At 69.4% G+C, this 24,321-nt stretch carries 20 protein-coding genes and 1 tRNA gene; 9 read left to right on the top strand and 12 right to left on the bottom strand.

Annotated features, from left to right (window positions below; all coding sequences use genetic code 11):
• Nucleotides 1–35: 35 nt before the first annotated feature.
• The 3 genes from ileS to Q1B08_RS01800 form a co-directional block, all read right to left on the bottom strand.
• On the bottom strand, nucleotides 36–3,071 hold the full coding sequence (gene ileS, locus Q1B08_RS01790) for an isoleucine--tRNA ligase (RefSeq protein ID WP_299813807.1): 3,036 nt from the start codon (nucleotides 3,069–3,071) through the stop codon (nucleotides 36–38).
• Nucleotides 3,072–3,421: 350 nt separating this feature from the next.
• Nucleotides 3,422–4,498: a TIGR01620 family protein gene (locus Q1B08_RS01795; protein WP_299813810.1), complete on the bottom strand. Its 1,077-nt coding sequence runs from the start codon at nucleotides 4,496–4,498 to the stop codon at nucleotides 3,422–3,424.
• A gap of 14 nt (nucleotides 4,499–4,512) precedes the next feature.
• On the bottom strand, nucleotides 4,513–5,925 hold the full coding sequence (locus Q1B08_RS01800; protein ID WP_299813813.1) for a YcjX family protein: 1,413 nt from the start codon (nucleotides 5,923–5,925) through the stop codon (nucleotides 4,513–4,515).
• 103 nt (nucleotides 5,926–6,028) lie between these two features.
• Here Q1B08_RS01800 and truA point away from each other — a divergent pair, with 103 nt between their 5' ends.
• Nucleotides 6,029–6,832: a tRNA pseudouridine(38-40) synthase TruA gene (gene truA, locus Q1B08_RS01805; RefSeq protein ID WP_299814870.1), complete on the top strand. Its 804-nt coding sequence runs from the start codon at nucleotides 6,029–6,031 to the stop codon at nucleotides 6,830–6,832.
• Between the two features lie 27 nt (nucleotides 6,833–6,859).
• Nucleotides 6,860–8,041, top strand: a complete 1,182-nt coding sequence (locus Q1B08_RS01810; protein WP_299813816.1) for an alpha-hydroxy acid oxidase — start codon at nucleotides 6,860–6,862, stop codon at nucleotides 8,039–8,041.
• Nucleotides 8,042–8,089: 48 nt separating this feature from the next.
• Here Q1B08_RS01810 and smpB read toward each other — a convergent pair whose 3' ends face one another.
• Both smpB and dapA read right to left on the bottom strand, forming a co-directional pair.
• On the bottom strand, nucleotides 8,090–8,566 hold the full coding sequence (gene smpB, locus Q1B08_RS01815) for an SsrA-binding protein SmpB (protein ID WP_299813819.1): 477 nt from the start codon (nucleotides 8,564–8,566) through the stop codon (nucleotides 8,090–8,092).
• Nucleotides 8,567–8,612: 46 nt separating this feature from the next.
• Nucleotides 8,613–9,485 (bottom strand): 4-hydroxy-tetrahydrodipicolinate synthase, encoded by an 873-nt coding sequence (gene dapA, locus Q1B08_RS01820; protein WP_299813822.1) that lies wholly within the window; start codon nucleotides 9,483–9,485, stop codon nucleotides 8,613–8,615.
• A 138-nt stretch (nucleotides 9,486–9,623) separates the two neighbouring features.
• Between dapA and Q1B08_RS01825 the strand changes: the two genes are divergently transcribed.
• Nucleotides 9,624–11,603 carry a lytic transglycosylase domain-containing protein gene (locus Q1B08_RS01825; protein WP_299813825.1) on the top strand — a complete coding sequence of 660 codons (1,980 nt, stop codon included), beginning with the start codon at nucleotides 9,624–9,626 and terminating at the stop codon, nucleotides 11,601–11,603.
• A 4-nt stretch (nucleotides 11,604–11,607) separates the two neighbouring features.
• Here the strand turns inward: Q1B08_RS01825 and mnmD are convergent, their stop codons facing one another.
• Nucleotides 11,608–12,264 carry a tRNA (5-methylaminomethyl-2-thiouridine)(34)-methyltransferase MnmD gene (gene mnmD, locus Q1B08_RS01830; RefSeq protein WP_299813827.1) on the bottom strand — a complete coding sequence of 219 codons (657 nt, stop codon included), beginning with the start codon at nucleotides 12,262–12,264 and terminating at the stop codon, nucleotides 11,608–11,610.
• Between the two features lie 61 nt (nucleotides 12,265–12,325).
• On the opposite strand from mnmD, the gene Q1B08_RS01835 reads away from it, so the two are divergent.
• The 4 genes from Q1B08_RS01835 to Q1B08_RS01850 all read left to right on the top strand — a co-directional run bounded on the left by Q1B08_RS01835 (nucleotide 12,326) and on the right by Q1B08_RS01850 (nucleotide 15,248).
• A complete protein-coding gene (locus Q1B08_RS01835) occupies nucleotides 12,326–13,360 on the top strand; it encodes an FAD-binding oxidoreductase (protein ID WP_299814873.1) in 1,035 nt (344 codons plus the stop codon).
• A gap of 59 nt (nucleotides 13,361–13,419) precedes the next feature.
• Nucleotides 13,420–14,022 carry a queuosine precursor transporter gene (locus tag Q1B08_RS01840; RefSeq protein WP_299813830.1) on the top strand — a complete coding sequence of 201 codons (603 nt, stop codon included), beginning with the start codon at nucleotides 13,420–13,422 and terminating at the stop codon, nucleotides 14,020–14,022.
• Between the two features lie 396 nt (nucleotides 14,023–14,418).
• Nucleotides 14,419–14,838, top strand: a complete 420-nt coding sequence (gene arfB, locus Q1B08_RS01845) for an alternative ribosome rescue aminoacyl-tRNA hydrolase ArfB (protein ID WP_299813833.1) — start codon at nucleotides 14,419–14,421, stop codon at nucleotides 14,836–14,838.
• Nucleotides 14,835–15,248 carry a hypothetical protein gene (locus Q1B08_RS01850; RefSeq protein WP_299813836.1) on the top strand — a complete coding sequence of 138 codons (414 nt, stop codon included), beginning with the start codon at nucleotides 14,835–14,837 and terminating at the stop codon, nucleotides 15,246–15,248. Before arfB ends, Q1B08_RS01850 begins: the two co-directional genes overlap by 4 nt.
• A 251-nt stretch (nucleotides 15,249–15,499) precedes the next feature.
• Here Q1B08_RS01850 and Q1B08_RS01855 read toward each other — a convergent pair whose 3' ends face one another.
• The 3 genes from Q1B08_RS01855 to pncA all read right to left on the bottom strand — a co-directional run bounded on the left by Q1B08_RS01855 (nucleotide 15,500) and on the right by pncA (nucleotide 18,871).
• Entirely contained in the window at nucleotides 15,500–16,813 is a 1,314-nt protein-coding gene (locus tag Q1B08_RS01855; RefSeq protein WP_299813838.1) for a Calx-beta domain-containing protein, read from the bottom strand.
• A gap of 92 nt (nucleotides 16,814–16,905) precedes the next feature.
• Nucleotides 16,906–18,198 carry a nicotinate phosphoribosyltransferase gene (gene pncB, locus Q1B08_RS01860; RefSeq protein WP_299813841.1) on the bottom strand — a complete coding sequence of 431 codons (1,293 nt, stop codon included), beginning with the start codon at nucleotides 18,196–18,198 and terminating at the stop codon, nucleotides 16,906–16,908.
• 76 nt (nucleotides 18,199–18,274) lie between these two features.
• Nucleotides 18,275–18,871, bottom strand: a complete 597-nt coding sequence (gene pncA / locus Q1B08_RS01865; RefSeq protein ID WP_299813847.1) for a bifunctional nicotinamidase/pyrazinamidase — start codon at nucleotides 18,869–18,871, stop codon at nucleotides 18,275–18,277.
• Between the two features lie 65 nt (nucleotides 18,872–18,936).
• On the opposite strand from pncA, the gene Q1B08_RS01870 reads away from it, so the two are divergent.
• Nucleotides 18,937–19,836 carry a rhodanese-related sulfurtransferase gene (locus tag Q1B08_RS01870; RefSeq protein ID WP_299814876.1) on the top strand — a complete coding sequence of 300 codons (900 nt, stop codon included), beginning with the start codon at nucleotides 18,937–18,939 and terminating at the stop codon, nucleotides 19,834–19,836.
• A 212-nt stretch (nucleotides 19,837–20,048) separates the two neighbouring features.
• Here Q1B08_RS01870 and Q1B08_RS01875 read toward each other — a convergent pair whose 3' ends face one another.
• Nucleotides 20,049–21,440 carry an FAD-binding oxidoreductase gene (locus tag Q1B08_RS01875; protein ID WP_299813850.1) on the bottom strand — a complete coding sequence of 464 codons (1,392 nt, stop codon included), beginning with the start codon at nucleotides 21,438–21,440 and terminating at the stop codon, nucleotides 20,049–20,051.
• A gap of 104 nt (nucleotides 21,441–21,544) precedes the next feature.
• On the opposite strand from Q1B08_RS01875, the gene Q1B08_RS01880 reads away from it, so the two are divergent.
• Nucleotides 21,545–21,621: transfer RNA gene (locus Q1B08_RS01880), tRNA-Met, on the top strand.
• Nucleotides 21,622–21,756: 135 nt separating this feature from the next.
• Here the strand turns inward: Q1B08_RS01880 and soxB are convergent.
• Nucleotides 21,757–23,445 carry a thiosulfohydrolase SoxB gene (gene soxB / locus Q1B08_RS01885; protein ID WP_299813853.1) on the bottom strand — a complete coding sequence of 563 codons (1,689 nt, stop codon included), beginning with the start codon at nucleotides 23,443–23,445 and terminating at the stop codon, nucleotides 21,757–21,759.
• A 25-nt stretch (nucleotides 23,446–23,470) separates the two neighbouring features.
• A complete protein-coding gene (gene soxA, locus Q1B08_RS01890) occupies nucleotides 23,471–24,313 on the bottom strand; it encodes a sulfur oxidation c-type cytochrome SoxA (protein ID WP_299813856.1) in 843 nt (280 codons plus the stop codon).
• Between the last annotated feature and the right edge of the window lie 8 nt (nucleotides 24,314–24,321).

Below are 24,321 nucleotides of genomic sequence, written 5' to 3' on the forward strand. Positions count from 1 at the left end.
GGAGACGCGGCCGGGCTCCGGCCGCGCCGTTCCGTTCAGGGTGCGTCCATCTGCGCCGGCTCCTCCGACAGCGCGGCGTCGCAGCGGGCGCAGACGCCGTCATGTCCGTGCAACCCGACATCCGGCAGGATCTTCCAGCAACGCTGGCACTTGCCGCCTTCGGCCTCCCGGAACACGACCGCCACCCCGGCGAGCTCCTCGCTCCGATAGGCGTCTGCCGGGGCCGCCGCGTCGGTGACGGTGACGCCGCTGACGATGCAGATGTCGTCGAAGTTCACCTCCGAAAGCAGCGTCGCCGTTTCGGCATCGACATGCACCACGGGCGCGGCCTCGAGCGACGAACCGATCACCTTGTCCTGCCGCGCCGTCTCCAACGCGCCGGTCACCGCGCGGCGCACCGCCCGGATGCGCGTCCAGCGCGCGGCGAGCGCGTCGTCGCGCCAGCCGGGCCGCGGCGCGGGGAAGTCCTGCAGGTGGACCGAGGAATCCTCGCCCGGATGCGCCTCGAGCCAGACCTCCTCCATCGTGAAGGGCAGGATCGGCGCGAGCCATGTCGTCAGCCGCTCGTGCAGCAGCCGCAGCACCGTCCGCGCCGCCCGGCGGCGGGGCGTGTCCCCGTCGCAATAGAGCGCGTCCTTGCGGATGTCGAGATAGAAGGCCGACAGGTCGATCGTGGCGAACTGGAAGATCGCCTGCCAGACGGCGGCGAAGTCGAAGGCGGCATAGTGCCTGCGTACGCTCTCGTCGAGCTCGGACAGGCGGTGCAGCACCCAGCGTTCGAGCTCCGGCATCTCCAGCGGATCGACGGGGGTGTCGTCCGTCATGGAGCCCAGCATGAAGCGCATCGTGTTGCGCAGACGCCGGTAGCCGTCGGTCACGCCCTTCAGGATCTCGGGCCCGATCCGGTGGTCGGCGGTGTAGTCCACCTGCGCCACCCAAAGGCGCAGGATATCGGCGCCGTACTGGTCCACCACCTCCTGCGGGGCGATGATGTTGCCGAGGGACTTCGACATCTTCACGCCCTTCGCGTCGAGCGTGAAGCCATGCGTGACGACGGCGCGATAGGGCGCGCGCCCCTTTGTGCCGCAGCCTTGCAGCATGGAGGAATGGAACCAGCCGCGATGCTGATCCGTGCCCTCGAGATAGACGTCGGCGATGCCGTCGGCCGTCCCGTCCGGCCGGTCGCGCAGGACGAAAGCGTGGGTGGAGCCGGAATCGAACCAGACGTCGAGAATGTCGAAAACTTGTTCCCATTCGCCGGGATCGTGATCCTCGCCGAGGAAGCGCGCCTTCGCACCCGGCACGTACCAGGCGTCGGCGCCCTCCGCCTCGAAGGCCTCGACGATGCGGGCGTTGACGGCCGGGTCGCGGAGCAGGAAGTCCGGGTCGTCCGCCTTCGCCCCCACCTTGGTGAAGCAGGTCAGCGGCACGCCCCAGGCACGCTGCCGCGAGAGCACCCAGTCAGGCCGATTCTCGATCATCGAATAAAGCCGGTTGCGGCCGGTTTTCGGCGTCCAGGTCACGAGCTCGTCGATCGAGGTCAGCGCGCGGGCCCGTACCGTCTCGCCGTATTCGTCCTGCCCGTCGCCCACGGCACGGTCGATCGCGGCGAACCATTGCGGGCGGTTCAGGCGGATAACGGGCGCCTTGGACCGCCAGCTATGCGCGTCGGAGATGGTGATGCGCGCGCGGGCCAGAAGCGCGCCCGTCGCGACCAGCTTGTCGATCACAGCCTTGTTCGCGCCACCGGGCTTGCCGTTCGGCCGGATGATCGCCTCGCCGCCGAAGAACGGCAGGCCCGCGCGCAGCGTCCCGTCCGCCTCCACGTTGTAGGTCATCGGCAGGCCGTGCTTCAGGCCGATCTGGTAGTCGTCGTCGCCGTGGCTCGGCGCGGTGTGCACGAAGCCCGTACCCGCGTCGTCGGTCACGTGGTCACCGGGGAAGAGCGGTACGTCGTAGTCCCATTCGCCCCCCGCCCCGTCCGCACCGCGCAACGGATGGGCGCAGCGGAGCGCCGCCAGCTCCTCGGTCTGCACGGCGCGCAGCCGGCGCCACATCGACGGTTCGAGACGCCCGGCGGAAAGCGTCGCCTCGGCCAGCGCGTCGGCGACGAGGTAGGTCTGCCCGACTTCGGCCCAGCATTCCTCGGGCGTGCCCGTCACCTCGTAGAGCCCGTAGGCCACGTCAGGGGAAAAGCAGATCGCGCGGTTCTGCGGGATGGTCCAGGGCGTCGTCGTCCAGATCAGGACGCGGGCCGCCAGAAGCTGCCGCTCGCGGTTCTCGGCCGCTGCGACGATGTCGGCGCGGGCCTCCTGCGTTTCCTCCTCGAAGGTGTAGGAGGTCTCGTGCTCGTAGAGGTCGGAATGGGCGTGAATCACCGGGAAGGCGACCCAGATCGCGTCGGTCTGGCGGTCGTGATATTCCACCTCCGCCTCGGCGAGCGCGGTCTTCTCGACCGGCGACCACATCACGGGCTTGGAGCCCTGATAGACGAGCCCGGCCATCAGGAACTTCTGGAACTCGCCCGCGATCGCCGCCTCGGCGTGGAAATCCATCGTCAGGTAGGGATCGGCCCAGTTGCCGGTGATGCCCAGCCGTTCGAACTCGGCGCGCTGCACGTCGACCCAGCCCGCGGCGAAGTCGCGGCATTCGCGGCGGAACTCGACCACGTCGACCGCGTCCTTGTCGCGGCCGCGGGCGCGGTAGGCCTCCTCGATCTTCCATTCGATGGGCAGGCCGTGGCAATCCCAACCAGGCACGTAGCGCGCGTCGAAGCCCATCATCTGATGGCTGCGCACCACCATGTCCTTCAGCGTCTTGTTGAGCGCGTGGCCAATATGCAGGTGCCCGTTCGCGTAGGGCGGCCCATCGTGCAGCGTGAACGGTTTTCGCCCTTCCTGATCTTCACCAGTCCCGGCGAGGGCCGCTTTCTCCCGCAGCTGGTCGTAGACGCCGATCCGCGCCCAGCGGGCCAGCCAGTCCGGCTCCCGCTTGGGCAGGCCCGCACGCATCGGGAAATCGGTCCGGGGCAGGTTCAACGTGGCTTTGTAGTCGGGCGCATCGACGCTCATGGGGTGAGGTCCTTCGGGTCAGCAGAGGAATTGAGTTCGGTGCGGACCAGCCGGCACCTTTGCCCGGCCGCCCCGAATTTCAGGGCGCCGGGGCGGTAATTCGGATGGCTCTCCGCGCGCGCTGCGTCATCGGGCGCGTTATAGGCACCCGAAACCCTGGACGGCAAGTCGCGGTGCGCCGGGCATCATCCTTAACAGAACCTTCACACAACGCAGGCAGAGTCGGGGCCAAGGAGGATGTCCCATGTCGCTTTCGCTCGTCGTCGCCTTTCTCGGCACGTCCGCCCTCGTGTTGGTCCCGCTGTGCCTTCCGCTCCGAAGGGGTCCGAAATCCCGCTGAGCCGTCGGCGCTAGCGTGCATCGGACCCGGCTTCGCCCGGTCCGAAAAGGCCGGTCAGCGAACGCTGGACGATGCCGGTCACGCGTGGCGGCCGTTCGTGGGCGAAGGGCAGCGGCCGGCAGACCTCCATCGCCGCGACGCCGACGCGCGCCGTCAGCGCCCCGTTCACCATCCCCTCGCCGAACCGTCGGGACAGCTTCGCCAGAACGCCCCCGCCCGCGACCGAATGGATGAGGTCGTCGCCGACGGCCACCGCCCCCGTCGCGGCCAGATGCGTCAACACGGTCTTCGCAAGCCGCCAGGAGCCGAGCGTGCCGCCGCGTCCCCCGTAGATCAGCGCGATCCGCCGGATCATGCGGAGGTTGCTCGTCATCGCGGCGGCGACATCCGCCAGTGCCAGCGGCACGACGGCCGTCACCATCGCGACCTGCCGCGCCGCCGCCTCCACCTCGCGCGTCGCCGCGGCGTCGAGCGGCGCGAGCAGCGTCCGCTCGGTCAGGGCGACCATGCCGTCGGCGTCGAACACGTCGTCCCGACGCGTGGCGAGCTCCTCCCGTCCCCATCGTGTGTCGGCCCGCCCGGCGTAGAAGGCGGCCACCCGATCTGCCAGCGCGCGGGCGGCCTTGAGATCGGTCGCCTGCCGCGCCAAGTCGCGCAGCTCGTCGATGCGGCCGAGCCGCGACAGCGCCACGATCTCGCGCAGCGCCACCGCGAGCGCGACGAGAAGGAAGGCTCCCACCAACGCCGCCGCGACCAGACCGAGGACGGGGCGGGTCGCGAGAAGGGTCGTCACGAAGTCCCAGGCGGCGACCGAGATCGCGAAGGCCAGCACGGCCGCGAGCGTGCCCCAGAACCATCGCGCGAGCCCGGTCTCGCGGCGCGCCGCCAGCAGCGCCAGCGTCTGCATCGCGCGGCCCGAGGCCTGCGGCACCGCCTCGACGTCGGGCACCGGCGGGGCGGAAGCCGGGTCGAGCGGACCGTCGGGTACGGCAATCACGCGGCCCTCGCGCCGCTCGGGCGCGGGGCCTTCGTCCACGTCGAAGAGGATCGCGCGGCGCCGCCGCGTGCCGCCGGTCTCGTCGTTCATGCCGTCCTCCCCGCTCACAGCCGGTCCGCCAGAAGGAACTCGGCCGCGCGGTCGAGGCGGATATGCGGCGGCCCCTCCCCCGGGCGAAGCGTCAGCGGCGCCGGCGCGAACTCCATCAGGTCGTAATCGCCGTCGAGCCAGGCCTCGGCCCCCTTCCGCGCCGGCACCAGAAGGTGCGCCGGATCGGAGGGCAGCTCGCCCGGATAAAGCGCGGCCTCCCGCCCCGGCGTGCCGTCCCCGGTCATCAGGCGGCCGCGCACCACGGGCAGCGACTCGCCGTCGTGCTCGCGCGTTTCCTCCACCGTCGCGCGCAGGGCGGCCATCGAGATCGCCTTCGTGTCGGCGCCCGCGAAATCGGCCCGCGCCCGCGCCTCCTTCACCATCGCCTCCAGGAGCGCGGTCAGCCGCGCGTGCTGCGTGTGGTGGAGGTGGTCGGCCTTGGTCGCGGCGAAGAGAAGCCGGTCCACGCGGCGACCGCCGAGCAGCGACATGAGCCAGCCGATCGCGCCGGGACGGAACGCCATCAGGATGTCGGCCATCGCGGCCCGCATCTCCTCCACCGCGCGCGGGCCGCGCCGGATCGCCCCCAATACGTCGAGAAGCACCACCTGCCGGTCGAGCCGGGCGAAGTGGTCGCGGAAGAAGGGCCGGACGACGTGGCTCTTGTAGGCCTCGAACCGCCGCGCCATCTCTCGGCGCAGGCTGCCACGCGGCGCCTCCCCGGGCGGCAGCGGCGCGAAGGTCAGCGCGGGCGAGCCTTCGAGCTCTCCGGGCAGCAGGAACCGCCCGGGGGTCAGGTCGTAGGCCCCGGCCTTGCGCGCGGAGTGAAGCGCCGCGGTGTAGGTGCGGGCGAGCGATTGCGCGACCGGCTCCTCCAGCTTCGCGGCCGGATCGACCGCCGCCATCGCCGCCGCGTAATCCGTCGCGCCCCAGGATCCGAGCCGCGCCAGCGCACGCGCCGACCATTCGTCGTAATCCTTCTCCATCAGCCCGAGGTCGAGCAGCCACTCGCCGGGATAATCCACGATGTCGAGATGCACGGTGCGCGGCCCGCGCAGCCCCGCGAGCATCCCTGCCGGCCGCACCCGGAGCGACAGGCGCAGCTCGGAGACGGCGCGCGTCCCCTCCGGCCAGTGCGGTGCCCGTGCGGTGAGCGAGCCGAGATGCCCCTCGTAGTCGAAACGCGGCACCGTGTCGTCGGGCTGCGGCTGGAGGAACGCCGTCTCGATCCGGGATCCGGCGGTGAAGCCGGGCATGCGGCCACGATCAATGAGGTTGGCGACGAGCGAAGTGATGAACACGCTCTTGCCCGCCCGGCTGAGCCCCGTCACGCCGAGACGCAGGGTCGGGTCGAACGCCTCCGTCACGCCATGGGCGAGGTCGCCCACCCCGCGCGTCACCGCATCCGCCAGCCGTCCGATCACCATGCGCGCCCCCTTCGGTCCGACACTAGATAAGGGCGCTGCGCCGGGAGGAAAAGCGATGCGCCGCGGCTTGCCTGTTCCGGCCGGCCCGACCTATCTGGCACCCATGCCGCGCTACGCCTTCCGCATCGAATACGACGGCCGCCCCTTCGCCGGTTGGCAGCGGCAGGACGGCCCCGCCTCCGTGCAGCAGACGCTGGAGGAGGCGCTGCGCCGGCTGGAGCCGGACATGCCCTCCGTCGCCGCCGCGGGCCGCACCGATGCCGGGGTCCATGCCACGGGGCAGGTCGCGCATGCCGACCTTTCGCGCGACTGGACGCCGTTCCGCCTGTCGGAGGCGGTGAACTGGCACCTGAAGCCCGCGCCGGTCGCGATCACCGCCTGCGTCCGGGTACCGGCGGACTGGCACGCGCGCTTCTCCGCCGTCGAGCGGCGCTACACCTTACGCATCGTCGCCCGCCGCGCGCCGCTGACGCTGGAGGCCGGGCAGGCCTGGCGCGTGATCGGCCCGCTCGATCCGGAGGCGATGCGCGCGGGGGCCGCGCTCCTGACGGGGCGGCACGACTTCACCACCTTCCGCGCCTCGATCTGCCAGGCGAAGTCGCCGGTGAAGACGCTGGACGAAATCACGGTGGAGACACGGCCCTATCCCGGCGGACAGGACATCCGCCTGCACCTGCGGGCGCGGTCGTTTCTCCACAACCAGGTCCGCTCCATCGCCGGGACGCTCGAACGCGTCGGCGCCGGAGCCTGGGTGCCGGAGCGCGTGGCCCGCGCGCTCGAGGCGCGCGACCGCGCCGCCTGCGGGCCGGTCGCGCCGCCCGACGGCCTCGTCCTGACCGGGGTCGGCTATCCCGCCGATCCCTTCGCGTCCGACGGTCGCGTGGACAGCCCCGCATCGAAGGATTAGCAAGCTTCAGCGCTTTGGGAGGCCGCCATGCCCGTCATCACCACCGTCGACGACCTGCACGAGATCTACCGTCGACGCGTGCCGAAGATGTTCTACGATTATTGCCAGTCCGGCAGCTGGACCGAGCAGACCTTCCGCGAGAACGAGACCGATTTCGACCTGATCCGCCTGCGCCAGCGCGTCGCCGTGGACATGGAGGGACGGTCGCTGAAGACGAAGATGATCGGCCGCGACGTGTCGATGCCGGTGGCGCTCGCCCCGGTCGGGCTGACGGGGATGCAGCACGCGGACGGGGAGATCCTCGCGGCGCGGGCGGCCGAGAAGTTCGGCGTGCCGTTCACGCTCTCGACCATGTCGATCTGCTCCATCGAGGACGTGGCGCGCGAGACGCAGGCGCCGTTCTGGTTCCAGCTCTACGCGATGCGGGACGAGGATTTCATCGACCGCCTGATCGAGCGGGCGCGGGCGGCGGGCTGCGACGCGCTCGTCCTGACGCTGGACCTCCAGATCCTCGGGCAACGGCACAAGGATTTGAAGAACGGCCTGTCCGCCCCGCCGAAGCTGACCGCGAGATCCATCGCCGACATGATGACCCGCGTGCAGTGGGGCCTGGGCATGCTCAGGACCAAGCGGCGGTTCTTCGGCAACATCGTGGGCCACGCCAAGGGCGTCGCCGACGCCTCCTCGCTGTCGTCCTGGACGGCGGAGCAGTTCGACCCGCGGCTCGACTGGGACAAGATCCGGCGGATCAAGGAGAAATGGGGCGGCAAGCTGATCCTGAAGGGCATTCTCGACGCGGAGGACGCACGGATGGCGTTGCAGGTCGGCGCCGACGCGATCGTGGTCTCGAACCACGGCGGCCGCCAGCTCGACGGGGCGCTTTCCTCGATCCGCATCCTGCCGGAAATCGTCGACGCGGTGGGCTCCGAGGTGGAGGTCCACATGGACGGCGGCATCCGCTCCGGTCAGGACGTGCTGAAGGCGATCGCGCTCGGCGCGAAGGGCACCTATATCGGGCGCGCCTTCGTCTACGGGCTGGGCGCGATGGGCGAGCGGGGCGTGACCCATACGCTCGAGGTGATCCGCAAGGAGCTCGACACGACGATGGCGCTTTGCGGCGAAAAGGACATCCACGATGTCGGACCGCAGAACCTGCTCATCCCGAAGGGCTTCCGCGAGGCGTGGGAGCCCTGCCGGCGGAACGGCTGAGCCGGGGGGCCGCGCCGCGACCGGCTTTCCGGGGCGCGGCGGACGGCCTCAGCCGTGCTCCTTCAGAAGCCGCGACTTCTGGCGTTGCCAGTCGCGCTTGGCCGCGGCCTCGCGCTTGTCGTGGACCTTCTTGCCCTTGCCGACGCCGACCTTGAGCTTCACCATCCCGCGGTGGTTGAAATACATCACCAGCGGGACGATCGTGTAGCCCTCCCGCGCGCTCGCGTTCCAAAGCCGCGACAATTCCCGCTTCGACGCCAGGAGCTTGCGCCGCCGCCGCTCCTCGTGGCCGAAGGTCTTGGCCTGCGCGTAGGGGGCGATGTAGCCGTTCACCAGCCACAACTCGCCGTCCTTCACCTCGGCGTAGCTTTCGGCGATGTTGCTGCCGCCCTGCCGGAGGGACTTCACCTCGGACCCTTCGAGCATGATCCCGCATTCGAGATCGTCCTCGATGGCGTAATCGTACCGTGCTCGCCGGTTCTCGGCGATCACCTTGTAGTTCTTGTCCTTGGTATCCTTGGCCATGGGGAGCAGTTAGGCATCCGGGCCGGCGCTGTCCACCGGCCGCGGTTCAACTCAGGAGGTCGGCGTGGCGCATCGCCGCCTCGATCAGGGCGCGCGTGCCGTCGGTGATCGGCGCGATCGGAAGGCGCACCTCGTCCGAGCAGCGGTCCAGCATGGAGAGGGCGGCCTTCGCGCCGACCACGCCCGGCTCCGCGAAGATCGACTGATGCAGCGGCATGAGCCGGTCCTGGATCTCGAGCGCCCGGGCATAGTTGCCGTCGAGGCAGGCCTGCTGAAGCTCCGCGCAGAGGCGCGGCGCGACGTTGGCCGTGACCGAGATGCAGCCGACCCCGCCCTGCGCGTTGAAGCCGTGCGCCGTCGCGTCCTCGCCCGAAAGCTGCACGAAGTCGGGCCCGCAGGTGATGCGCTGCGCGCTGACCCGCGCGAGATCGCCGGTCGCGTCCTTCACGCCCACGATGTTGGGCAGCTTCGCGAGCTCGCCCATGGTGACGGGGTTCATGTCGACCGCGGACCGGCCGGGGATGTTGTAGATGACGATCGGCAGCCCGACCTCCGCCAGCGCGGCGAAATGCCTGACGAGGCCGGCCTGCGTCGGCTTGTTGTAATAGGGCGTCACGACCAGCGCCGCGTCCGCCCCGACCTTGCGGGCGTACTCGACGAAGCGCTGCGCCTCGACGGTGTTGTTCGACCCGGCGCCGGCGATCACCGGGATCCGGCCCGCGGCGCGCTTGACCACGGCGGCGATGACGGCCTCGTGCTCCGCATGGGTGAGGGTCGGGCTTTCGCCGGTCGTGCCGACGGGGACAAGCCCGTGCGACCCCTCGGCGATCTGCCAGTCGACCAGCGCGTCGAGCGTCGCGAAATCCACCTCGCCGGCCTTGAACGGCGTCACCAGGGCAGGCATCGAGCCTTTGAACATCGCGTCGTCCTCCTGCGGGGAAATCGTCGCGCCGTTCCTATCCGTGGCCTGCCGGCGCGGCAAGGCGAAGCATTCTTGCGAAATTCCTCCTGTGGTCGGTCGCGCGGCGGCGAAAATCGCGCTATGCGGATACTCGACATGATCAGATTTTTTCTCGCCCCCCTCGCCGCCCTTCTGCTGTCCCTGCCGGCCGCTGCCGATCCCGCGCTCGGTCGCGGCTTGTCCGCGTTGCGCGACGGCCAGCTGGACGAGGCCCGCGCCACCCTGTCCGAGATCGTCGATCCGGTCGCGCGCGACGTCCTGCACTGGCACCTGCTGCGCCTGCGGCGGGGCGGCTTCGCCGAGGGCGAGGCGTTCCTCGCCCGAAACGGCGACTGGCCCGGGCTGGATCTCCTGCGCGCGCGGGTGGAACTCGACATTCCCGTGACCACGGAGCCGGACCGCATCGCCGCCTTCTTCGCCGCCGACCCCCCGCAGACCGGCAAGGGCGCGCTGCTCCTCGCCGTGGCGCTTCGCGCGCTGGACCTGCCGGCGGAGGCCGAGGTGGTCGCGGTCGAGGCCTGGCTCGGCCTGCCGATGACCGCATCCACGGAGGCGGGCTTTCTCGAGCTTTTCGGCGAGCTGCTCCGCCCCTTCGACGCGGCGCGGCTCGACGCGCTTCTCTGGGCGGGGGAGACCGACGCGGCGGAGCGGACGTTGCGGCGCGTTTCGGGGCCCGAAGCGGCGCTGGCCCGCGCGCGGATCGCGCTTCGGATCGGCGCGGGAAACGTCGACACACTGATCGCCGCCGTGCCCGACGGATACCGCGACCATCCCGGTCTGGCCTACGAGCGGTTCCGCTGGCGGCTGGACAAGGGGCGCACCGAAGATGCGCTGGAGCTGCTCTTCGCCTACGACGAGAGCGCGGACACGCTCGGAAACCCCGCTGCGTGGGGGGACCACCGGGAGCGGCTCGCCCGCGGCCAGATGCAGGACGGCCACCACGCGGACGCCTACCGCATCGCCGCGCGGAACCACCTGCGGGAGGGCGGGGAGGAGGTTGCCGGCAACGAATGGCTGGCCGGCTACATCGCGCTGCGCTTTCTGGACCGGCCCGAGGTCGCGGCCGCGCATTTCCGGACCTTCGATGCGAGCGTCGCCTCGCCGATCTCGAAGGGACGGGCCGGCTACTGGCTTGGCCGCGCGCTGGAGGCATCCGGCGATCTTGCGGGTGCCGGGACCGCCTATGCCGCCGGCGCGCGATACCAGACCAGCTTCTACGGGCAGCTCGCCGCCGCACGGGGCAACCTTCCAGCCGATCCGCGGCTTGCCGGGACAGAAACCTTTCCGCCGCTCGACGAGACCTCCTTCGCCGACAGCTCCGTTCTCGCCGCCGCCCGCCTTCTCGGCGGGATGGGGGAACAGAACCTCGCGGAGCGGTTCCTGACCCATCTGGCCGAAGGCCTGCAGCGCGAGGAGATCGGCACCCTGATCGACGTCGCGCTCGACGAGCTGGAGGACCCGCATGTCGCGCTCCTGATCGCCAAGCGCGCGGCGCAGGCCGGGCACGAGCTGCATCGCGGCTACTTCCCCGTCACCGAACTCGCCGCGATGGACAGCCCCGTCGCGCCCGAGCTCGCGCTTTCCATCGCGCGCCGGGAAAGCGAGTTCGACCCGGTCGTCGTGTCCCATGCCGGCGCGGCCGGGCTGATGCAGCTCATGCCCGGCACGGCGCGGGAGATGGCGGGGCTCGTCGGCCTGCCCTACCGGCCGGCCGCCCTGACGCGGGAGCCGGACTACAACGCGCGCCTCGGCACGGCCTATCTCGGCGAGCTGGAGGTCGAGTTCGGGCATTCGCCGATCCTCGTGCCGGCCGCCTACAATGCCGGGCCGTCGCGCGCGCGGCTCTGGTCGCTCGAGATGGGCCATCCGGGGCTGCCCAGCGTCGATGTCGTCGACTGGATCGAGGACGTGCCGTTCTCGGAGACCCGGAACTACATCATGCGCGTCTCCGAAAGCCTGCTGCCCTACCACGCGCGCATGACCGGGGAGGTCGATCGCGTCCCGCTTCCGGACTGGCTCAAGGGAGGCTACGGGGATCTGGCGCGGCACGGCGTCCGGTCGAGCCGCAACGAGTGAGCCGTCAGGTGGGCAGGACGCCCCGCGTCATGTGGCGCTTGCGCCCGGAGCCCGCGCAGCGCTCCACCGCGAATCCGGCCCGGGCGAGCGACGCGCGGACATGCCCCGCCGCCGTATAGGTCGCGAAGGTGCCGCCCGGCGCGGTATGGCGAGCGACCTCCGCCATCAACGCCGTCTCCCACATTTCGGGGTTCCGCGCGGGCGAGAAGCCGTCGAGGAACCAGGCGTCGGCGCGGCCGTCCCATCCGGCGAGCGTCTGCCGCGCGTCCCCCTCGACGATCTCCACGTCCATGCCGGAAAGCGCGATGCGGCGCGCCGGCCACTGATCGAGCAGCGCGGTCGCGTCGAGCCCGGGGAACGCTGCGAGCGCCCGGGCCATGTCGTCCCGCGCCATCGGCCAAGCCTCGAAAGAGGTGAAGCGCAGCCGTCCAGGTCCGGTCCAGTCCCGCGACAGGACGAGCGCGTTGAGGCCCGTCCCGAAGCCGAGCTCCGCGATGTGGAACCCGTCGTGGAGGCGCGCCGGCAGTCCGTTGCCCGCGAGAAAGACGTGCTGCGTCTCCGCGACCCCGTCGGCCAGAGAAAAATACGGATCGTCGAAGCGCCGGGCGACCGGCGTGCCGTCGCGCCAGTCGATCTCCGGCGATGGGTTTCCGTCGCGCATTCCCTGCCCTATCCCGCATGCGATCGAACCGACGGCATGACGCGAAGGACCGGCTTTGGCAATCGACGCGACGATCCTCGGGGCCGGCATCTTCGGCCTGTCCTGCGCCTGGGCGATGGTCAGACGGGGCGCGCGAGTGCGGGTGATCGACCCGAACGGCATCGCCGCCGGCGCGTCCGGTGGCATCGTCGGCGCTCTCGCGCCCCATGTGCCCGAGCAGTGGAACGCGAAAAAGGCGTTCCAGCTCGACAGCCTCCTCATGGCCGAAACCTGGTGGGCCGATGTCGCGGCGGCGGGCGGCGGCGATCCGGGCTACGCGCGCGCCGGACGGCTCCAGCCGATCCCCGACGCGGCGGCGGAGGCGCTCGCGGCGGAGCGGGCCGAGGGCGCACGCGCCCTTTGGCGCGGGGCCGCCACGTGGCGGATCGAACCCGCGCCGGACAGCTGGTCCCCCGGCACGCTCCGGGTGATCCGCGACACGCTCTCCGCCCGCATCCATCCCGCCCGCGCCTGCGACGCGCTTGCCCGGGCGCTGCGCGAACGAGGCGCGGAGATCGCCCGCGAAGGTGCGGCGGGCGGCACGGTGCTGCATGCGACCGGGTGGCGGGGCCTCGCGGCGCTTTCCGACTCGCAGGGTCGGTCCGGCGGGGTTGGCGTGAAGGGACAGGCCGCCCTCCTCGACCTCGATCGCCGGGATCGGCCGCAGCTCTTCGTGGACGGGCTCCACGTCGTCCCCCATGCCGACGGAACTACGGCGATCGGCTCCACCACCGAGCGCGACTTCGACGGCACCGATACGGACGATCAGCTCGACGCCCTCCTTGCCCGCGCCCGCGCGGCGGTGCCGGAACTCGCGGACGCGCCTGTCCTGCGACGCTGGGCCGGCATCCGTCCACGTGCCCGGTCGCGCGCGCCGCTCCTCGGAGCCTGGCCCGGGCGGCCGGGGCACTTCGTTGCCAACGGTGGTTTCAAGATCGGCTTCGGGATGGCGCCGAAAATCGCGGAGGCGATGGCCAACCTGATCCTCGACGGGCACGACGCGATTCCAGAGGCGTTCTCGACCGCCGGGCTTGCGCGCCGGTCCGGGGCGGACTAATAGGCGGGTCGCCCTGCGGGGCCATGTCTCCGACCACCATGTCAAAACGGGTATCCGGAATGTCTCTCCTCCCCGCCATCGCCGCGATGGCCCTTATCGTCGTCGCTTCCAATATCGGCGTGCAGTTCCTGATCGCCGACGGGTGGCTCACCTGGGGGGCGTTCAGCTATCCGCTGGCCTTTCTCGTCACCGATCTGACCAACCGCCTCCAGGGGCCAGCGGCGGCGCGGAAAGTGGTGCTCGCGGGTTTTGCGACCGGCCTCCTTTGCTCGCTGGTCGGCACGCAGATCGTGGGCGAGTTCGGCCCGCTCGTGACCCTGCGCATCGCGCTCGCCTCGGCGACGGCGTTCCTCGCGGCGCAGTTCATCGACCTCGGCGTGTTCTCGCGCCTCCGCGACCGGCCCTGGTTCGTGGCGCCGCTCGCTTCCTCGCTCATCGGCTCCATGGTGGATACGGCGCTGTTCTTCTCGATCGCCTTCGCCGGCTTCCTGGCCTTCCCCGCAAGCTGGGGCGACGTGGCATGGGCGCAGGAAGGAACGGCGTTCGGCCCGCTCTGGGTGGCGCTGGCGCTGGCGGACTGGACGGTGAAGCTCGCGGTGGCGCTGGTGGCGCTGGTGCCGTTCCGTGTGGTCACGATGACGTTTCGGCGACGGGTGGTATGAGGGGGGTTGACCGGTACGAGATCTATGGCAAGGTCCGGCCTATCGGCAACCCAGCGAAAGGAGGTGATCCAGTGTCTAGAAAGATGGTGGAGAATGCGGTCGGGACAACTTCGGAGGGCCGTGTCTAGGGCAGCCCCTCGGCACTTTTTTCCGTGGCGGGTCAATGACCTAACCGACCCCGCCTCCTGAACTTTCGGAAGGCCGCTCCCGTGTCGAGGAGCGGCCTTCTTTCGTTTTCGGCCCCCCCCGATCCGCGCCCCGACGGGCGCCTGCCGGACCCCCGACCCCCCCCTTTTTCCCCCGTGTTCGGGGCGTGTTACGGCTGTGTTACGGCTGTGTTATGGCTGTGCCACACGCCCCCGCCCCTGCCCCCCGTCCGAGGACTTCGCCCCGCCCGTGCCGCTTCACGTGACCCCGCAGATCGAGATCCAGGACTGGGAGATGACGGAGCAGTTCGTGCGCGCCTCCGGGCCGGGCGGGCAGAACGTCAACAAGGTGTCCTCGGCGGTGGAGCTGCGCTTCGAGGCGGAGCGGTCCCCGGCCCTGCCCGGCCCGGTCAAGGCGCGGCTGCGGCGGCTGGCCGGGCGGCGCTGGACCAAGGACGGGGCGGTGGTGATCCAGGTCTCCGAGGAACGCTCCCAGACCCGCAACCGCGAGATCGCCCGCGACCGGCTCGCGGCGCTCCTGCGGGCGGCGAGCGTGGCGCCGAAGCGGCGGGTGAAGACGCGCGTTTCGGCCAACCAGAAGCGCAAGCGGGTGGAGGCGAAGAAGCGGCGGGGCGAGGTGAAGGCGCTCCGGGGCGAGGTGGAGGAATGATGCGGATCGAAGTGCGGAGCGCCATCGCGGCGCGGATGGGCGCGGCGCTGGTCGCGCATGTGGCCGAGGTTCAGGACGGGCGGCGGCGGGAGGCGCTGCTGACCTATGGCGAACTCCGGCGGCGATTGGTGGCCGATGGCGGGTCGGACGTGATCGAGCGCGGGATGGGGCGATACCTGACGTGGCTTCTCGACGGGCTCGCGGCGGCCGGGGCCCCGGCTGCGTTGCCGTCGCTGGTGGTGACGCAGAAGGGCGGGCTGAACCTTGAGGCTTACGTGCCCTATCGCATCACGGAGGAGACGCTGGAAGCGGAGCGGCTGCGGGCGTTGCGGCACGATTGGCGGGGGACGGAGCTCGTCGTCGCTAGGCGAGACAAAAGCGCCAAAAGGACCGAGGGAACTGTGGGGTAGGTGATGCCCAGCATAATCGAGCGATTCGAAGAATGATCACAGCGGAAATTTTAACCCGCCCTACGTTTGCTGCGATGGACCCTCGTTGAGCGACACGTGGTGTTCATCCGAAACGAAGCGGCGCGAATGATGGTGGTGATCCGCGTGCTACGTGAGTGGATGGACGTGTGGCATGTGTTGAAGGGATGGTAGGTTCAACACCCCGACTTCTGACGATAGTGTCAGCAGCGATCCCAGACGTCCTACCCGCGCTATAGATCTATAATCTCTATACTACTAATTAGACCATTTACAGATCCAAAGTCTTTGATGACGAGTTCCTCGCCATCTCCGAAACGAAATACGAAATCATCATTCCGCTCGTCTCCAAACCTACGCACAACTTGACGAGCGTTCAGATCGCCGCGCCATAGATCCGAGTGAAACGCCAAGGTGTCGACTGGCCTAAAATCGCGGACATCATCCCTACCGAAGGAGTCGAGGAAGAAAAATTCGTCTTGACCACTTCCACCCCAGAGAATGTCGCGGTCGGTCCCGCCCGAAACGAAATCATCGCCCGAACCGCCCTTCAGGACGTTACGTCCGGCTTGATCAGTGATAACGTCATCGCCCTTTCCGCCGATAAGTTTGTCATTCCCCCGCCAGCCAATAAGATCGTCGTTTCCACTCTGACCCAAGAGAATGTCGTCCCCTTTTCCACCGTCGAGGCTGTCGTTCCCCGCATTGCCTTTCAGCCGATCTCGGCCGCCATTGCCCTGGAGTTCATCGTTGCCTTTCCGCCCCGAGATCTGATCGTTCCCCTGAAGCCCTCGGATTTGGTCGGCACCTCTTCCGCCAACGAGTTCATCGTTTCCGCGTGTCGGTCTCAGCCCTCCTGATCCACCGCCGCTGCCGCCATCATCGTCTGAGATGTAGACCTCTGTAAAAACCATGTTTTCGCTATTGCTAGTCAAACCGTCGGGCAGCCCAATCGAGACGAAGAATTTCTCCGTCGACTCGTCCCGCTGATCTCCGATGATTTCAAACGGGATCGCCAGGTCGGTTTGCCCAGGAAGAAACGTAATAAATCCCGATTCTTGGATAGTTATGTCGTTACGTGATGCCGTATCGTACGTTACGTTGTATTCGACGACGACCTCTTCGGTCTGTGGGTATGACAGGCTTACGTTTATCTCGCCCCCAAAATCCCGATCCTTTTCCCTGTAATCGGAAACGAAAACGGCAATACTATCGGAATTGTAATAACGGTAGGATTCGGTAATCCAATGAACTTGCCGCAGAACTTCGACACCCGTTGGAAGCCTTACACCTTCCGGATTCGAATAGCTGATGATGACGGGGGCATCTTCACCTTCGTAACCCCGTATCGAAATCTCGGCCCGATTCTGACCCGGGGCGAAAGTGACGACCTCGACCCCGTCATATAAATCGCCTCCTGTAACTTCCTCCGGAAAGGCACGAGCCGTAATTGAAGCGGAATTCGATGACGTCCCGTCAAGCTCCAAAACCACCGACCCGAATAGGTTCCGGGTTGTTGACGAACGCTGCACAATCAAATCCGACACAAGAAAATCTCCAAACAAAAAATTTTGAACAATCGTCAAAATTTATAAAACTTATATCTCGACACTAAGAAAACGACTTTCTATGTCAATCCCTAAACCACCACCTCCAAAGCCTCCTGCGCCCCCACCCCGAACACCCGCTTGTAGCGCGCCACCTCCCGCTCCGGCCCCATCGCCTTGCGGGGATTGTCCGACAGCTTCACCGTCGGCCGACCCTCCGCCGCCACCGCCTTGCAGACCAGCGAGAACGGGGCCAGCCCGTCCTCCGGCGCCAGTCCTCGGAAGTCGTTGGTGAGGAGCGTGCCCCAGCCGAAGCTCAGGCGGACGCGGCCGCGGAAGCGGGTGTGGAGGGTCTCGATGAGTTCCACGTCGAGGCCGTCGGAGAAGATGATGAGCTTGGTCGCGGGGTCCTCGCCCCGGCTCTCCCACCAGGCGATGGCGGCCTCCGCCCCCTCGGCCGGGTCGCCGGAATCGATGCGGATGCCGGTCCAGCCCGCCAGCCAGTCGGGCGCGCGGGCGAGGAAGCCGGGCGTGCCGTAGGTGTCGGGCAGGATGATGCGCAGGTTGCCCTCGTGTTCCTCGTGCCAGTCGGCCAGCACGTCGTAGGGCGCGCGGGCGAGCGCGGCGTCGCCGTCGGCCAGCGCGGAATAGACCATCGGCAGCTCGTGCGCGTTGGTGCCGATCGCCTCCAGATCGCGGTTCTTGGCGATGAGGCAGTTGGAGGTGCCGGCGAAGTTCTTCCCCAGCCCCTCCCGCAGGGCCTGCACGCACCAGTCCTGCCAGAGGAAGGAATGGCGCCGGCGGGTGCCGAAATCGGCGAGGCGGAGGTCGGGGAGGTTGCGCAGCCGCTCCACCTTCTCCCAGACGCGGGTCATGGCGCGGGCGTAGAGGACCTGCAGCTCGAACCGGCCCATATCGGCGAGCGTGGCGCGGGAGCGGAGCTCCATGAGGATGGCGAGGGCCGGGATCTCCCACAGCATGACCTCGGGCCAGGCGCCCTCGAAGGTGAGCGTGTACTGGTCGCCCACGCGCCGCAGGTCGTAGGGCGGGAGCGCCAGGTTCTCGAACCATTCCATGAAGTCGGGGCGGAACATCTGGCGCTTGCCGTAGAAGGTGTTGCCGCGCAGCCAGGTGGATTCGCCCCGCGCCAGCGACAGGGAGCGGACGTGGTCGAGCTGCTCCCGCAGCTCCCCCTCGTCGATGAGGCGCGCGAGGGGGACGTGATCGGAGCGGTTGATGAGCGAGAAGGTGACCTGCGTGTCCGGGTGGTTGCGGAACACGGACTGGCACATCAGCAGCTTGTAGAAGTCGGTGTCGATCAGCGAGCGGACGATCGGGTCGATCTTCCATTTGTGGTTCCAGACGCGCGTGGCGATGTCCTGCATGTGATCCTCCGGCCCCTGCGTCCCGGCTTAAAGCAAGGCGGGGGCGCAAGGGGAAGCGCGTTCCGCCCCGGCGGGGTCAGGCGAGCGTGACGCCCGCCGCCCGCATGCCGGCCCGCGCGGCCTCGCGGGAGCCGTCGAGGTCGATGGCGCGGGTCAGATCCTCGCGCACGGTGACGGCGTAGCCCAGCCGCGCGGCGTCGACGGCGGAGAAGTTGACGCAGAAGTCGTGGGCGAGACCGACCAGCGTCAGGTCGGTGACGCCGAGGCTGCGGAGCAGGCCGTCGAGCCCGGTCGGCGTCTCCCGGTCGTTCTCGAAGAAGGCGGAATAGCTGTCGATGGCGGGGTTCATGCCCTTGCGGACGATGGCGCGGGCGCGGGCGGCGTCGAGATCCGGGTGGAAGGCGGCGTCCGCGCTGCCCTGGATGCAATGGTCGGGCCAGAGGACCTGCGGGCCGTAGGGCATGTCGATCACGTCGTAGGGCGCACGGCCCTCGTGCGAGGCGGCGAAGGAGGAATGGCCGGCGGGGTGCCAGTCCTGCGTCAGGATCACATGCGGGACGTCCGGCATCAGCGCGTTGATCCCCGGCACCACCGCGTCGCCGTCCGGCACGGCGAGGTTGCCGCCCGGGCAGAAGCCGAGCTGGACGTCGATCACGATGAGGGCATGGGTCATGGCGGACCTCCTTGGCCGCGAGCCTATCGGTTGAGGCGCGGGGGGCAATCGCCTATTCGCCGGGCATGTTCACCGTCGCCGCCTTGTACCGCTTCACGCCGGTCGCCGAGCCGGCCGCGCTGCGCGGTCCGCTCGCGGAGGTCTGCGCGGCCGTAGGCGTGACGGGGACGCTGCTGCTGGCGCCGGAGGGCCTCAACGGGACGATCGCCGGATCCGCCGGGGGGGTGGCGGCCGTGCTGTCGCATCTGCGCGCCCTGCCCGGCTGCGCCGACCTCGCCCCGCGGTTCAGCGAGACCGCGACGCCGCCCTTCGGAAAGATGCGCGTCCGGCTCAAGCGGGAGATCGTGACGATGGGGCAGCCCGGCCTCGACCCCGCGACGGTGGGCCGAAAGGTCGCCCCCGGGGACTGGAACGCGGTGATCGCCGATCCGGACACGGTCGTGATCGACACGCGGAACGCCTACGAGGTCGCCATCGGCAGCTTCCGGGGCGCCGTCGATCCCGGGACGGAGACGTTCGGCGCGTTCCCCGGATGGTGGGCGGCCAATCGCGACGCCCATGCCGGCAAACGCGTCGCGATGTTCTGCACCGGCGGCATCCGCTGCGAGAAGGCCACCGCGTTCCTGCGGGCGGACGGGGTGGCGGACGTGGTGCATCTGGACGGCGGCATCCTGAACTACCTCGACACGGTGCCGGAGGCGGAGAGCCTTTGGCGCGGTGGCTGCTTCGTCTTCGACGACCGGGTCAGCGTCGGGCACGGGCTGCGAACGGGGGAGCATGTCCTCTGCCATGCCTGCCGGCGCCCCCTGTCGCCCGCGGAAACGGAGCATCCCGACTACGAGGCCGGGGTGTCCTGCCAGCGTTGCGTCGATACATTCGATGCCGGGGACAAGGCCCGTTTCCGCGAACGGATGCGGCAGGTCGCGCTGGCCCGCGCGCGGGGCGGGCGGCACCTCGGCGGCTAGCGCGGCTGCGCCTCGTCCGACGGCTCCTCCTCGGCGGGACGGAACGTCAGGAACTTCACGGCGACGAACAGGGCGAAGCCGAGGGCGGAGAGGAGGAAGAATTCGGTCATGCGCCAGCCCTCACACGGCAACCTCGGGATCAGAATAGCACGGTGCGGGGGCGCGCCAAGTGCCCTCGTTCCGGGCGGCGCCCGCCCGCCGGCGCGGCCGCGTCACGGCTTCGACGGGATGACCTTGCCGGGGTTCATCCGGTGTTCCGGGTCGAGCGCCGCCTTGATCGCCCGCATCACGTCGAGCGCGACCGGATTCTTGCGGCGCGAAAGGGTGGCGAGCTTCGACAGGCCGATCCCGTGCTCGGCGCTGATCGAGCCGCGCATCTCAACGGTCACGTCCTCCACCATCTCCCGGATCGCGTCGAGATGGCCCGGCTCGTCCCGCGTCGGATAGATCGTCAGGTGAACGTTCCCGTCGCCCAGATGGGCGACGATCAGGTGATCGGCCCCGTCGTCGAGCCGCGCGAGCCGCGCCTCCATCTCGGGGATAAAACGCGCCACCGCGTCGAGCGGCAGGGCCACGTCGCTGTCGACGATCGGCAGGCGCGTGAAGGTGATCTCGGCCGCCGCTTCGCGCATCGCCCAGACATGCGCGCGCTGCGCCTCGTTCTGCGCGATCATCGCGTCGAGGACGTGCCCCGCCTCGACCGCCTCGGTCAGCGCGTCCTCCAGCGCCTCGTCCAGAGGCCGCGACAGACCGCCGAGGTCGATCATCACGGTGTGGTCGTGGATCGCGAAGGGCTGCCGCAGATCGGGCCGATGCTCGGACAGGGCGGCCATGTAGGCGCGGGGCATGTATTCGAACGCTTCCACCGCGCCGTCGGTGGCGGCCTGCAGGCGGCGAAGAAGCGCCAGCGCGGCCGGCAGGTCGCGCACGGCGACCAGCGCGGCGGCGTGATGGCGGGGTCGCGGCGCGAGGCGCAGCACCGCCGCGGTGATGATGCCCAGCGTGCCTTCCGCGCCGATAAAGAGGTCGCGCAGGTCGTAGCCGGTATTGTCCTTGCGGAGATGGCTCATCAGGTCGAGCACGCGCCCGTCCGCCAGCACGACCTCCAGCCCCAGCACGAGGCCGCGCGTCGCGCCGTAGCGCACGACGTTGGAGCCGCCGGCATTGGTCGCCAGGAAGCCGCCCACCCGCGCGGAGCCGCGCGCCCCGAAGGTCAGCGGAAAGATGAGATCGTGGTGGGCGGCGCGGTCGTGGATGTCCGACAGGACGACGCCGGCCCCGACCTGCATGGTCGCGGTGTCCGGGTTGACGGCGATTTCCGTCAGACGTTCGAGCGAGACCATCAGCGCCCCCTCGTTCGAGGTGCCGCCGACCAGTCCGGTATTCCCGCCGACCGGCACGATGGCGAGGTCGTGGCGCGCGGCGATGCGGACGACGCGCACGACCTCGTCGGTGTCGGCGGGGCGCACGACCGCGACCGGCGCCGCGTGCCACTTGCCCGTCCAGTCCCGCCCGAAGCGCTCGACCTCCCCGCCGGTCAGGACATGCCGTTCGCCCAGTTCCTCCCGCAGCTCGTCGAGCGCGGTCTGTCGTTCGTCTTTCATGCGAAGCCTCCCGTGCCCCGGATGTGTCACGCGGGGGCGGGGTTGAAAAGCCGTGCCGTCGGCTCTTGACGCCCCCCGCCGCGAACCGTATCCCGCGCGCCAGTGGCGGTGTAGCTCAGTTGGTTAGAGCAGCGGAATCATAATCCGCGTGTCCGGGGTTCAAGTCCCTGCACCGCCACCATCCTTTTCCCGGGACCGAAGCGGCGGATCGGTTGCCGCGATCCGGAATGGATCGTCCGGCATGCCCCGGAAAAAAAACGCGGCATCCGGGGGTTCGGCCCGACGGCGCTCCGGCTTGGCCGCGCGCCTGCCGGGATCAGGGCGCGACGACCTGCACGACGTCGCTCGCATCCGCCGAAACCGTGCCCGTGCGCGCGACGTAGCGCTCCACCACGTCCCAGATCGGCGGCCCCTCCACCCCTTCGTTCACGCTGGCCCAGCCGGCCACGTTGTAGGTCGCGGACGGCGCGATCGCCGCGCCCGTCGACAGGAGCGTCATCTCGCTGATCCGGCGACCCGGGGCGGCGGCGATGTCGATGCGGTAGCCCATGCCGCCGACCCGCACCATGTCGCCCCCCTGCTGGTAGTAGGGGTCGGGGTGGAACAGGTTGTCGGCCACGTCCTCGAGGATCGCATGGAGCTGCTGGCCCGTCATCTGCGTGCGATACGCTTCGGGATAGGTCATCGCGGTGACGTTGAAGATGTCCTCGCGGGTGATGTCCTCGTCCGGCAGGAGGCTCGCGCCCCAGCGGAAGCCGGGGGACAGGGCGATATCGGCCTCGCGTTCCTCCAGAAGCGCCCGGCAGATCAGGTCGTCCCAGGTGCCGTTGAAGTTGCCGCGCCGGTAGAGGAGCGACCCGGTGCGGCCGATCACCTCCCCGAGCTCCTCCGCGAAGGGCGCCCGCTCCGCCGCGACGAGGGCGGCCATGTCCGGATCGGGCGCGATCACGTCGGAGAAGACGGGGATCAGCTTGTGCGCGACGGCCCGCACCTCCCCGTCACGCACATCGAGGTCGACGCGGCTCACGAACTTGCCGTGGCTGCCGGACGCGATCACATGCGTGCGCCCGACCACGACCGGCTCCGGCAGCGCGTCGTGGGTGTGCCCGCTCAGGATCACGTCGATGCCCGGCACGTTCGCCGCCATCTTGCGGTCCACGTCGAAGCCATTGTGGCTGAGCAGGATCACCGCCTGCGCGCCGGCCGCCCGGGCCTGCCGCACCACCTCGGCCATGCGTTCCTCGCGCACGCCGAAGCTCAGCCCCGGGAACAGCCAGTCCGGGTTGGCGATCGGCGTGTAGGGGAAGGCCTGCCCGATCACGGCGACCGGCACGCCGCCGCGCTCGAACATCGTGTAGGGCTCGTAGGCGGGCTCGTCCCATTCGGCGTCGAAGATGTTGGCGCCGAGGAAGGGGTGGTCGAGCTCGCCCCCGATGATCTCGTTCACCCGGTCGAGGCCGAGCGTGAACTCCCAGTGGCCGGTCATCGCGTCGGTGCCGAGCGCGTTGAACACACGCACCATGTCCGCCCCGCCGGTCCGCAGCGCGGTGAGGCTCCCCTGCCACGTGTCGCCGCCGTCGAGGAGGAGCGCGTCGGGCCGTTCGGCGCGGATCGCCTTGACCACCGTGGCGATCCGGTCGGCGCCTCCCATCTGCCCGTAGGCGCGTGCGAGCGCGACGAAATCCTCCGATGTCAGGGCGTATTGGGCGGGCGAGTTCGGCTCGATGCCGTAGTATCGCGAAAAGGCGTCGCCCGTCAGGTGTGGGGGCTTTCGCGCGGCGGCGCCCACGCCGATATTGACCCCCGGCTCCCGGAACCAGACGGGCATGAGTTGCGCATGGATGTCGGTGACGTGAATCAGCGTGACGTTGCCCGTGGTCCCGAAGGCCAGAAGGTCGTCCTGCGTCATCCTCTGCTGCGCGGCGAGCCGCGACCAGTTCGCCCCGCCGCCCCAGATGGCGGAGGCCGCCATCGCCGCCTGCAGGAAGTCGCGCCGTGCGATCATCGTGCGTCTCCCCGCCGCGAAGGGCTCAGTTTCGGACGCTCGGCCCTTCGACCGACAGGCCGTTGCCGCGCGAGGCCACGTAGAGCTCCAGCGCAACAAGTTCGGGCGAGCCCGGCTCGAACGTCTCCGCCATGGTGTCGCGGATGCAGCCCTTGAAGCGCGACTGCACCGCGTTCAGCTTGGCGTTCTTCAGCCGGTAGGTCGGAAAGCCGTTGATCTGCCCCTGGCTCAGGTGGTCGGCGCGGATCATGCTGCCGTTGTTGTCCTCGTGGCAATTCGCGCAGGCCAGCTCCAGCCGCCCGTAGCGGGTATAGTAGATGTCGCGGCCCGCCTCCCACGTGGATTGCGCGGGTCCGTCGATCGCCACGTCCACCGGCATCCCGCGCGACACCGAGGAAATCAGCGCGACCATGTCGGTCATCTCGTCGCCGGCGTATTTCCAGGGCTCCGCGCCCATGCGGGAGGTGCGGCAATCGTTGACCTGCATCGCCAGCGTGCGGACCTCGCCCGCATCCTCGTTCCACTTCGGATAGACGGGGCGCACGCCGGCCATCTCCTCCGGCTCGCCGTGGCAGGAGGCGCAGCTTTCCTCCCCGGTGCCCGCCACCTCGAACCAGTCGTCGCGCGCGGCCTCGACGCCCAGCATGCCGGGATTCTCGAAATCGTCGGCCTCGATCGCCTGCGTCTCGTCGTTGCGGTAGTGCCAGCCGGAAATGATCGTGTCGAACACGTCCTCGAGATGCGCGGGGGCCGGCGCCTTGGTGACGATCTCGATCTCGCCGTTGATGACGAGGGTGTCGTCGTCCGGGTCGGCCAGGGCCGGGCCCGCGAGCAGCAGGCCCGCCAGCGAAAGCATGCGCGTCTTCATCTCGGTCC

It is taken from the genome of uncultured Jannaschia sp. (assembly GCF_947494025.1).
GTDB lineage: Bacteria > Pseudomonadota > Alphaproteobacteria > Rhodobacterales > Rhodobacteraceae > Jannaschia.

Coding starts and splice junctions, on each gene's coding strand:
- Q1B08_RS01810 (WP_299813816.1), top strand. CDS start 6,860: ATGCCCGTCATCACCACCGTCGACGACCTGCACGAGATCTACCGTCGA.
- Q1B08_RS01825 (WP_299813825.1), top strand. CDS start 9,624: ATGATCAGATTTTTTCTCGCCCCCCTCGCCGCCCTTCTGCTGTCCCTG.
- Q1B08_RS01875 (WP_299813850.1), bottom strand. CDS start 21,440: ATGAAAGACGAACGACAGACCGCGCTCGACGAGCTGCGGGAGGAACTG.
- Q1B08_RS01870 (WP_299814876.1), top strand. CDS start 18,937: ATGTTCACCGTCGCCGCCTTGTACCGCTTCACGCCGGTCGCCGAGCCG.
- Q1B08_RS01850 (WP_299813836.1), top strand. CDS start 14,835: ATGATGCGGATCGAAGTGCGGAGCGCCATCGCGGCGCGGATGGGCGCG.
- Q1B08_RS01800 (WP_299813813.1), bottom strand. CDS start 5,925: ATGGTGATCGGACGGCTGGCGGATGCGGTGACGCGCGGGGTGGGCGAC.
- pncB (WP_299813841.1), bottom strand. CDS start 18,198: ATGCAGGACATCGCCACGCGCGTCTGGAACCACAAATGGAAGATCGAC.
- mnmD (WP_299813827.1), bottom strand. CDS start 12,264: ATGCGCGACGGAAACCCATCGCCGGAGATCGACTGGCGCGACGGCACG.
- Q1B08_RS01840 (WP_299813830.1), top strand. CDS start 13,420: ATGTCTCTCCTCCCCGCCATCGCCGCGATGGCCCTTATCGTCGTCGCT.
- soxB (WP_299813853.1), bottom strand. CDS start 23,445: ATGATCGCACGGCGCGACTTCCTGCAGGCGGCGATGGCGGCCTCCGCC.
- soxA (WP_299813856.1), bottom strand. CDS start 24,313: ATGAAGACGCGCATGCTTTCGCTGGCGGGCCTGCTGCTCGCGGGCCCG.
- truA (WP_299814870.1), top strand. CDS start 6,029: ATGCCGCGCTACGCCTTCCGCATCGAATACGACGGCCGCCCCTTCGCC.
- pncA (WP_299813847.1), bottom strand. CDS start 18,871: ATGACCCATGCCCTCATCGTGATCGACGTCCAGCTCGGCTTCTGCCCG.
- Q1B08_RS01795 (WP_299813810.1), bottom strand. CDS start 4,498: ATGAACGACGAGACCGGCGGCACGCGGCGGCGCCGCGCGATCCTCTTC.
- smpB (WP_299813819.1), bottom strand. CDS start 8,566: ATGGCCAAGGATACCAAGGACAAGAACTACAAGGTGATCGCCGAGAAC.
- dapA (WP_299813822.1), bottom strand. CDS start 9,485: ATGTTCAAAGGCTCGATGCCTGCCCTGGTGACGCCGTTCAAGGCCGGC.
- ileS (WP_299813807.1), bottom strand. CDS start 3,071: ATGAGCGTCGATGCGCCCGACTACAAAGCCACGTTGAACCTGCCCCGG.